The sequence below is a fragment of the Roseovarius aestuarii genome (assembly GCF_019966515.1).
GTDB lineage: Bacteria > Pseudomonadota > Alphaproteobacteria > Rhodobacterales > Rhodobacteraceae > Roseovarius > Roseovarius aestuarii.
The window spans coordinates 1-9,405 of the sequence record NZ_JAIMIB010000041.1 but is presented as its reverse complement, the minus strand read 5'-3'; the positions used below and the strand labels follow the sequence as shown (position 1 = coordinate 9,405).

The following is a 9,405-nucleotide window of genomic DNA, read 5'->3' as shown; positions in this document are numbered from 1 at the left end:
ACGGCCTGCGCTTCGCCATCCGCGAAGGCGGCCGCACCGTCGGCGCCGGCGTCGTCGCTAAAATCATCGAATAATCCTTGTCAGAGCACGACAAAACGGAAAGGGCGCTCTCCGAGGCGCCCTTTTGCTTTTCTATGTCATAATCAGCACATAGAATTGACCTGGTGCCTCGGAATTGTTTGGCGCTCCAATTCGGGAGACTCGGGCCCAATGACCGTTTATTTGCCTATCATTGCGGAGATATTTGTCGGGCTGCTCGTGCCTGCGGTGCTGACCTGTTGGATCGTGCGCAGGCGAAATGAAGAGTTCAAATTGCTGTCCTCAAATTCCCTGCGGGCGGCTGGTTTGTTCGTTGTCTTTCTCGTAATATTCTTCGTTCCCGGTCTCATGGTCGGCATGTTGGTGTCGTGTAGACTTCATCCCGGGCAGGACTGCGAGCATTATCATGACCCTTGCCTGCGTGAAGCGTGGGCGAAGCAGACTTCACACAACTGTCCCGGTCATATCTAGTGTTATCAATACGAGAAAGCTTCCCATAGCCTAGCTCGATACGGTGCATGGCTGCGTATCAGAAAATGCGCATCATATGAGATCCTGTAGATCCTTGCCCCCAAAAGGAGGTAATCCGCGCCAAACCGGCCAAAAATCGCGAGGGCGGCCCTCGATGGGGGCGGCGGCGTTTTCTAAGGTCATCACATGATCCCGGCCCGCCGAGCATTCAAGATATACGCTTACAAGGGCGTTCTATTTCGTTTGCGGTCCGATTTTCGAATCATTCCTTCATCAAATTCAAATGTCGCGAAACGGCGCTTGATTCCGGCGCCAAGGTGTCATAATCCCTGCCGTGGCCATAGGGGTATAGCTCAGCTGGTAGAGCGACGGTCTCCAAAACCGTAGGTCGCGGGTTCGAGCCCTGCTGCCCCTGCCATAAATAAGGCAAAAACAACATATTACAGCGAAGCTTGACGGATGGCATTCGTCAAAATTCCGTTACACATAGCTTACACAAATTCACACACAGATAAGTGGGGGGCAGTATCGTGGCCAAACATTCGATTCTGGGCGGAAAAGTCCACGTGTAACAGCGCGAAAACAGCCCAAACTGGCAATGTTCGACTTTCCTGGCGGGCAAAAAATCGAGGTATTTCAACTAAGACCGATAGCTTGGCCCACGCCAAAGAGTTTGCAGAAGATTGGTATCTTGGGTTGAGGGGCAAATTGTGGGATGGCGATGCTGCCGTCGTATTTCACGCTGATGCCCTCACGTCAGATGTTAAACTTGACGCCCTGCGCAAGTGGCAGTTCGGCCGAGTAGTTGATCGTGTTCGTCTGGCGGCGCATATACCCTTTCCATGCGTCAGACCCACTTTCACGTCCGTCCCCGGTTTCCTTCTCTCCACCGAAAGCGCCACCGATTTCTGCGCCCGAAGGCCCGATATTGACATTGGCGATGCCGCAATCCGATCCAGCAGCAGACAGGAACTGCTCTGCCTCACGCATGTTCAGCGTGAAGATACACGATGACAAGCCCTGCGGGACACCGTTTTGAAGTGCCATTGCCTCATCAAAGTCGCTGTATCCCATGACGTACAGGATCGGAGCAAAGATCTCGGTTCTGACAATGTCGGTTTGACCGGGCATTTCGACAATTGCGGGATTTACATAACAACCACCCTCAATACCCTGAGCAACGCCACCACCATGCACCGTACCGCCCTCGGCCTTCGCTGATTCCAGCATTGCCTGCATGCGGTCGCTTGTGCCCTGATCGATCAGCGGTCCAATCAGTATGCCATCTGCGCGGGGGTCACCGATGACCAGTTGAATAAGCCCATCTGGTGCGTTGCCGAAGCGGGCCAAAGCGCGCTCCATGATTTTCATGGTTACTAGCGCCGAAAGCGGTGTCTTTTCGGATAGCATCCAGATCACCGGGTTGCCGCAGACGAGCGCAAGTGCTGTGTTCCAGGCCCAGACGGCAACTGGAAAGTTGAAGGCTGTGATGACACCGCAAGGCCCCATCGGATAGCCAGGTTTCCATCATTCGGTGTCCGGAACGTTCAGACGCGATGGTCAGGCCATAAAGCTGGCGCGACAATCCGACGGCAAAGTCGCAGGTGTCGATCATTTCCTGCACTTCACCCAGGCCTTCGGAACGATTTTTCCGGCCTCAAGAGTCGCAACGGCGCCAAGTTCATCTTTGGCGGCCCGCAATTCCTCGCCCAAGAGACGGATGAGCTCTCCCCGGCGTGGCGCCGAAACGGTACGCCATGCCTTGAATGCCGATTGCGCGTCGGCAATGATCTCCGGCATTGCGCTTGCAGGCGTTTCAGCAACATGTGCCACGGTGGCACCATCAATGGGAGAGCGCACGAGCAAGGTTCTACTCGTGAGTTCTGCGTTATCCAACCCGGCTGCTTTCAATACGTCCAGATGTGTCATGTCAGCGCCCTTTCGAAACAAGGGCTCGTTGGTCTTCACGGCCCATAGAGATGAGAATGGGGTCAGTGTCCTGGCGGGATTGAAAGTCGGACTTTGAACTCATGCCTTGCCAATTGACGGTGATCAGAGATTGCGCAACGGCCCCGCCGAGGGTTGTCCCCGGACCAACGACGATAAAAATGTCGGGCGCGAATTCCCGTGCGGCCACAGATACTGCGCGTGTAAAATCGTAGGGCGCGGTCACCTGGCGACCAAAAGTGTAGTCCCGAAGCGCCGCAGGATCGGACGCATGCGGCCACCAGATTTGACCGCGCCCATCGACCAAGGGAATTCCAGGCTGCCGGAGGAGTTCCACCGGAAAATGTCCGAGCGCTGCCTCGGACACTGCCGCAACAAGTGGCGAATGGAACCCGGCGTGGCCAGGAAGACGCATTGGAAAGCGGGCGCTTTGAGGAACCTCGGACGCGAAAGCCGACAGCCCAGATTCGTTACCTGCCAGCACCAGCATCCCGCCGAGATCAATGGACACGCTCAGGGCGTGGTTTGGCCGTGATCCGATCTCGGTGACTTTTGCCAGAAGAGTAATTTTGTCATCTGCGTTGAATTTCCAGTCGGCATCCATGTGCGGATAGATCAGCTGACCGCCCTCGCCGTTCTCGTGCATCATGCGACCCATCGTGGTTGTGATCGCAAAGCCGTCTTCGGGGCTGACGGCACCGCCGCAGGCGAGAGTTGTGTACCACCCCATAGAATTCCCGGTGACCGCAACGATCTCGACCTCGCTGGACAGGCTGAGAAAATCACCAAAACCAGCGGCAAAGATCAAGCCAGAGACGTTGTCACCGCGTCCGTGTTTCGCATTGGAAAATCTGCCTGCGCCATCAAGCGCGCTCAGAGTCTCCTGATTCTCGCTCTCGCGATAGGCATCAAAACGCGCCAGCATATCCGCATCCGGAAAGTGTCGCGCCAAAGTTCCAAGTTCGGCCTTGTTATAAGTGCCGCGCCCGGGGCAAATCAGGACCGCCGTCTTCATCCCAAAAGCTCCTTTGCGGCGGCAACAATACTTTCGCGCGAGGGCATGGTCGCGCCATAGGCCGGCCCGGTCGCGATAAAACTATCCTCTGCTGCAAGGCGTGTCGCAGAAAGGCCGGCTTCGGCCATCGCTGTCATCAATGCCTCGGACACACCGCCGGTGCGGCGTGTTTCATCGACGATGAGTATGCGCTTACAGGGGCGCACGCATTCCAGCATCGTTTCAATTGGAAGCGGGTTGAGCCACCGCAGGTCAACAATTCGAACACCGTCGCCCAGCTCGCTGCGGGCCTGATGCGAAAGGTAAGTTCCGTTTCCGAACGAAACAATTGCAAGATCGGCGCCTTCCCCTGACTGACCAACCTCACCGAACGGAATATGCGTTCCATGCGGCGGATAATGGTGCATCCAGCCAGCGTCTCCCGGCTTGTGCAAGTCACGCATGGGATAAAGTGCGATAGGTTCGAGAAAGACAACCAATCGCTGTTCTTCACGCGCAAGCCGCACACATTCACGAAGCATTTGCGCTGCGTCCGCCCCGTTGGAAGGACACGCCAGAATCAATCCCGGAATATCGCGCAGAACGGCAACAGAGTTGTCGTTATGAAAATGCCCGCCGAAACCTTTTTGGTATCCCAGTCCCGCAATACGTACGACCATCGGGTTGGTGTATTGACCCCGCGAAAAGAACGGTAAGGTCGCAGCCTCGCCCCGGAGCTGATCCTCTGCGTTGTGCAAATAGGCCAGAAACTGGATTTCGGGCATCGGCAAAAACCCGTTGTGGGCCATTCCGATACCCAGGCCGAGAATGGACTGTTCATCCAGCAGGGTGTCTATCACACGATCTGGCCCGAACCGCGTCGCCAGTTTTTGTGTGACGCCATAGACGCCTCCCTTTCGCCCGACATCCTCGCCCATAAGGACGACCTCACGGTGCTCCAGCATCAGATCGTGAAGGGTCCAGTTGATCAGCCGGTTCATTGGTTGCTTCTCTTGCTGTGCCTCGATTTCACTACCAAAGAGAGACCGCCGATCGGCGTTGCTCGGGCCGTTGGAAGCAGCGCAGGAGCGTTTGGGTGGTAGGATGCTGCTCATCACATCCTGCGCCGTTTTCAGACGCGGTCGCTTTATGACCTCCGCTGCGGTCCGGGAAACGCGCGCGCGGGTTTCGTCATAGATCTTCACGGCGTCCTTACGGGTAAGTGCATCCGATGCTGCCAGCAAAGCGGCCGAAACGATCAGCGGATCCTGATCCTCCTGCGCCTCAACTTCTGCCTTTGGAAGATAAGTCGTCGCGACATCGGCGCCCGCATGTCCGTAAAGCCGGACAGTGCTCATATGCAGGAATGCGGGTTTGCGCCGAGTGCGAACATAGTCGGCCGCTGCGCGGGCTGAAGCATAGGTGTCGTATATGTCTCGTCCATCGCAGGCGAAATACTTCAGCGCAGGGCGATTGCTGAATGTGGACGCGATCCAGTTGGCGGGTGTTTTGGTGGAAATACCGATGCCGTTGTCTTCGCACACGAAGAGCAGTGGCAACGGCGTCGACTGGAAACCCGCCCAGGCGGCTGCATTGAATGCCCCTTGTGCGGTCGAATGGTTCGCTGAAGCGTCTCCAAATGAACACATCGCAATCGCATCGCGGGGGTATGCCTCGTGCTCGGGCGCATGGCGCCTGGCCGCGGCGATTGCATAGGCGGCTCCAACAGCTTTGGGCAAGTGACTAGCTATTGTCGAGGTTTGTGGCGGAATGTTCAGCGCCTTCGATCCAAGGACCTTGTGTCGACCACCAGAAATCGGATCATCGGAGGAACAGGCAAAGCTCAGCAACATGTCCCAGGTGATGGACTGACCCGGCACCTGGTTTGCCCGGGCAATCTGAAATGCACCGTCACGATAGTGTAGAAACGCGGGATCAGTTGGACGCAATGCGTGGGCAACAGCGGCCATCCCTTCGTGACCCGACGAGCCGATAGTATAAAACCCCTGACCCGCCGCCTGCATCGCGCGGCTTTCCAGATCAAGGGCGCGGCTGAGCACCTGAGCCCGGAACAACCCTACCGCCTCTTGCGGACCGAGGCCGCTACACGGGGCAATCTCCGGCAAGTCGCCAGCCAGAACCCGCCGCCGAAAGTTGTTTTCGACTATGACAGCGCGGTCCATCAGTCAGAAAAACGCTTGTAGGCCGGTTTGAGCACGGCCCAAAATCAGCGCATGCACGTCATGCGTGCCTTCATAGGTGTTAACTGTTTCCAGGTTCACCATGTGGCGTATCACATGGAATTCCTGGCTGATGCCATTTCCTCCGTGCATGTCCCGGGCCAACCGGGTGATGTCCAGCGACTTGCCACAGTTGTTCCGCTTGATCAGCGAAATCATCTCTGGTGCGGCCTTGCCCGTATCAATCATCTCCCCGACGCGAAGCGCGGCTTGAAGCCCGAGCGTTATCTCGGTCTGCATGTCGGCCAGCTTCTTTTGAAACAATTGCGTTTGCGCAATGGGTTTTCCAAATTGCTTGCGATCCAGACCGTAGTCGCGTGCCCGATGCCAACAATCCTCGGCAGCCCCCATGACACCCCAGGCGATCCCGTAACGCGCACGGTTGAGACAACCGAATGGACCTTTCAGGCCCTCAACGCCCGGCAAAAGTGCATCTTCGCCGACCTCAACGCCATCTATGACAATCTCGCCAGTGACGGAAGCACGAAGCGAGAGCTTACCTGCGATCTTCGGAGCCGACAGCCCCTTCTGGCCCTTATCAAGAACAAAGCCCCGGATTTTGCCGCCATGGGCGTCGGATTTGGCCCAAACGACAAAAATGTCGGCGATTGGGCTATTCGAGATCCACATTTTGGAACCGGTCAGACGGTAACCGCCGTCAATCTTCTCGGCGCGTGTCTTCATGCCGGCCGGATCGGATCCTGCATCCGGCTCGGTCAGACCGAAGCAGCCGATCCAGTCACCGCTGGCAAGTTTTGGCAGGTATTTCGCGCGCTGCGCGTCACTGCCGTAGGCGTCGATGGGATACATCACCAAAGAGCTTTGGACCGACATCATCGATCGATAGCCGCTGTCCACACGCTCGATTTCACGGGCGATCAGGCCATAGGTTACGTAGTCTGCGCCCAAGCCACCGAATTCTTCCCCGATGGTTGCGCCAAGCAATCCTGCGGCGCCCATTTCCGCAAACACTTCCGGTGCGACCTTCTCTTCTGCGAAGGCCTCTGTGATGCGTGGCATCAGCGTTTCCTGCGCAAAAACACGCGCGGCATCTGACAACATCCGTTGATCTTCGGTCAATTGATCCGTGAGACGAAAGGGGTCGGTCCAATCAAAGGCTGCAAGATCTGGGCCGAAACCCCGGCCATTTAAGTCTTTCATTTCTGATATCCTTCAAAAAAGCGGGCCATTCGGGAAATACCAGCATCCAGGTTTGCGTCAGAGTATGCAAACGACAGTCGGAAATGACCGGGCATCCCAAATGCGCGACCGGGAACGACAGCAACGCCGACATCCTCGAGAAGCTGCGCGCAGAATTCGCCATCGTCAAATGGGCAGGTCGGAAAGACATAAAACGCGCCGTCGGGCACAGTGCATGTGATGCCTGGAATCGCGTTAAGCTTCGCAACCACATGATCGCGCCTCTTGCAATAGATGTCACAACGCTTTGTCAACAACGTCCGATCTCCTTCAAGCGCCGCCAATGCAGCAGCCTGCGAGATCGAACACGTGCCAGATGTCGACTGTCCCTGCACGTCGATGATTGCCTTGATCAGGTTCGTCGGGCCTACCCCCCAACCGATACGCCAGCCTGTCATGGCCCAAGCCTTGGAAACTCCTGAAACGATCAGAGTCCGATCCGCCAAATCCGGGGCCGCTGCCAGAAAACTTGTGAACTGCTTGTAACTCAAATGCGCATAAATCTCGTCCGAGATGACACCGATCGCTGGATGCCCTCGCAAAACCTCTGCCAGTCCCGAAAATTCCTTCGCACTGTAGATAGCACCGGTTGGATTGGACGGGCTATTCAACAACAGCCATTTCGACCGTTCAGTGAGTGTCGATTGCAACTGTTCCGGTCGAAGCTTGAACCCCTGTTCCACACCGCATTTGACGATAACCGGAACACCTCCGGCGATGCGCACCATATCCGCGTAACTGGTCCAGAATGGCGCGGGAATAACGACTTCATCACCGGGATTCACAGTTGCAAAAATCGCGTTGGAAAGCACCTGTTTAGCACCGCTTGAAATGACAACCTCGCCAGGCTGACGACCGTGCTCGGCAGCTACCGCCGAACGCAGTTCAATCGTTCCAGCCGTGGGCGTATATCGCGTTGCGCCGCTCCGAGCTGCTACCATTGCAGCATCAATGACAAAATCCGGGGTCGGAAAGTCGGGTTCTCCCGTCGAAAGCGCAACGACGTCTTTCCCTTGCTTTCGAAGGTAGGCTGCCTTCTCCGAGATTCGGACTATCTCCGATAGCTCAAGACCGTTGAGCCTGTCGGCCCTGATGATGCGATGTGACTCAAAGTCTTCCATGCTCCCCTCCATATGAAAACGATAGGCGCTTGACTGACTCTGGAAAAGCATCAATGAATCATAATTTAATGACTATAAGGTATGAATATGCTCCCTACGTTAGCCGTCCTGCGTAGTTTCGAAGCCGCCGCGAAGCACCAGAGTTTTACCTCGGCGGCAAAAGAACTTCATGTGTCGCAGGCCGTGATCAGCAGGCAGGTCAGGGACCTTGAAAAGACACTTGGACTGCAGTTATTTCGCAAGCAAGGACGGGGTGTGATCTTGACCATCGCTGGAACCGCGCTTGCGCAAGATTTGCACCACGGTTTGGAACGCCTGCGTGACATCATTCAGAAGGCGCAGGGCTCCCGTCCTGCCGGACAAGCGCTTTCCATTGCTGTGCTACCAACTTTTTCCTCGCGTTGGCTTGCACCGCGCCTTCCCCGCTTTCGCGCTGCTTGTCCAGAAGCAAATCTCGTCATCAGGAGTCGGAGCGAACCCTTTGATCTGGTTCGCGAAGGATTCGACGTCGCTATTCACTTTGGCACGCCGGAATGGATCGGTGGAAAACACACAACGCTTTGCCCCGAAGCGCCCGTCGCCGTTGCTTCTCCGGACATGATCGAAGAGTTTGAAATACTATCTGCGGAGGACGCTACGCGTCTTCCCCTGTTGCATCTGATATCCCGAAGGAATGCTTGGCCAGCCTATTTCGAGTTTCTGGGACTTGATCCCAGCCCGGCAAACAGGGGTGATTTCTTCGATCAGTTCTCCGCGATCATTGCCGCTGCCATCGCTAACTTCGGTGCTGCGATTGTCCCGTCATACCTTGTCGAGGCCGAACTCGCCCAAGGAACGCTGGTGCCGTTCGGACGGCCTGACCCTGGGGCTGGGATGTATTATGCTGTGACACCAATAGGCGTTGAGAATGATTTGGCGCACGAATTTTGCAATTGGATCAGGCGCGAAGCGAAGCTATCCGCCAAAATGCGTTCCGCCTTAAATTAATCCGGTTCAGCCGGTTCTGTACAGTCGATTGCCACCACTGACTACAGCTTGGTCTCACGCGATATATCCTATGTTCAGGCGCGCATTCTCGCCCTCAAGCGACTTCAACTTGCGGGCATCGGATACATCCATGCCGCCGAACTTGGCTTTCCATTTGTAGAAGGTGCCTTGGCTGATCCCATGATGACGACAGACCTCTGCCGTCGACATTCCGCGTTCCTGTTCTGACAGGATCGCGATGATCTGCTCTTCGGTGAAATGTGACTTCCTGATGTCCGTCTCCTTGGTGACGGACTCTCTTATCAAACGATGGAACTTTTGGGGTGCACTGTCTGACGTCAGCGCTCATGGGACATTTTGAGGCGATTTGATAAGGGAGGGTTTCTGGCTCATCGTAACCACCAAG

The 9,405-nt window shown here is 56.0% G+C and carries 8 protein-coding genes, 1 tRNA gene and 2 pseudogenes; 4 read left to right on the top strand and 7 right to left on the bottom strand.

Annotation, left to right across the window (positions count from 1 at the left end; translation table 11 throughout):
* From LC334_RS22580 to LC334_RS22570, 3 genes are all read left to right on the top strand, one after another.
* Positions 1 to 74: EF-Tu C-terminal domain-related protein (locus LC334_RS22580; protein ID WP_202814033.1), on the top strand; the 74-nt coding region annotated here is incomplete at its 5' end.
* Positions 75 to 210: 136 nt separating this feature from the next.
* On the top strand, positions 211 to 510 hold the full coding sequence (locus LC334_RS22575) for a hypothetical protein (protein ID WP_085802564.1): 300 nt from the start codon (positions 211 to 213) through the stop codon (positions 508 to 510).
* Positions 511 to 852: 342 nt separating this feature from the next.
* A tRNA-Trp gene (locus LC334_RS22570) sits at positions 853 to 928 on the top strand.
* A 338-nt stretch (positions 929 to 1,266) separates the two neighbouring features.
* Here the strand turns inward: LC334_RS22570 and LC334_RS23160 are convergent.
* The 6 genes and pseudogenes from LC334_RS23160 to LC334_RS22545 all read right to left on the bottom strand — a co-directional run bounded on the left by LC334_RS23160 (position 1,267) and on the right by LC334_RS22545 (position 8,063).
* Positions 1,267 to 1,860, bottom strand: coding sequence for an aldehyde dehydrogenase family protein (locus LC334_RS23160; protein WP_263286614.1), 594 nt, complete (start codon positions 1,858 to 1,860; stop codon positions 1,267 to 1,269).
* Positions 1,834 to 2,439: pseudogene (locus LC334_RS23155) on the bottom strand (aldehyde dehydrogenase family protein); the annotation flags it as partial. The gene LC334_RS23160 and the pseudogene LC334_RS23155, both read right to left, overlap by 27 nt.
* A 1-nt stretch (position 2,440) precedes the next feature.
* The gene (locus LC334_RS22560; RefSeq protein WP_085802565.1) at positions 2,441 to 3,472 is read right to left on the bottom strand and encodes an ACP S-malonyltransferase; all 1,032 of its coding nucleotides are present in this window, start codon (positions 3,470 to 3,472) and stop codon (positions 2,441 to 2,443) included.
* Complete coding sequence (locus LC334_RS22555) at positions 3,469 to 5,634, bottom strand: thiamine pyrophosphate-dependent enzyme (protein ID WP_085802566.1); 2,166 nt, start codon at positions 5,632 to 5,634, stop codon at positions 3,469 to 3,471. The genes LC334_RS22560 and LC334_RS22555 overlap by 4 nt, the downstream gene beginning before the upstream one ends.
* 3 nt (positions 5,635 to 5,637) lie before the next feature.
* Entirely contained in the window at positions 5,638 to 6,852 is a 1,215-nt protein-coding gene (locus LC334_RS22550) for an acyl-CoA dehydrogenase (protein WP_085802567.1), read from the bottom strand.
* Positions 6,849 to 8,063, bottom strand: a complete 1,215-nt coding sequence (locus LC334_RS22545) for a pyridoxal phosphate-dependent aminotransferase (RefSeq protein WP_223413132.1) — start codon at positions 8,061 to 8,063, stop codon at positions 6,849 to 6,851. Before LC334_RS22545 ends, LC334_RS22550 begins: the two co-directional genes overlap by 4 nt.
* 30 nt (positions 8,064 to 8,093) lie before the next feature.
* Between LC334_RS22545 and LC334_RS22540 the strand changes: the two genes are divergently transcribed.
* Positions 8,094 to 8,999: a LysR substrate-binding domain-containing protein gene (locus LC334_RS22540; RefSeq protein WP_085802568.1), complete on the top strand. Its 906-nt coding sequence runs from the start codon at positions 8,094 to 8,096 to the stop codon at positions 8,997 to 8,999.
* A gap of 75 nt (positions 9,000 to 9,074) precedes the next feature.
* On the opposite strand, the pseudogene LC334_RS22535 reads toward LC334_RS22540, so the two are convergent.
* Positions 9,075 to 9,272: pseudogene (locus tag LC334_RS22535) on the bottom strand (transposase); the annotation flags it as partial.
* Positions 9,273 to 9,405: the final 133 nt, after the last annotated feature.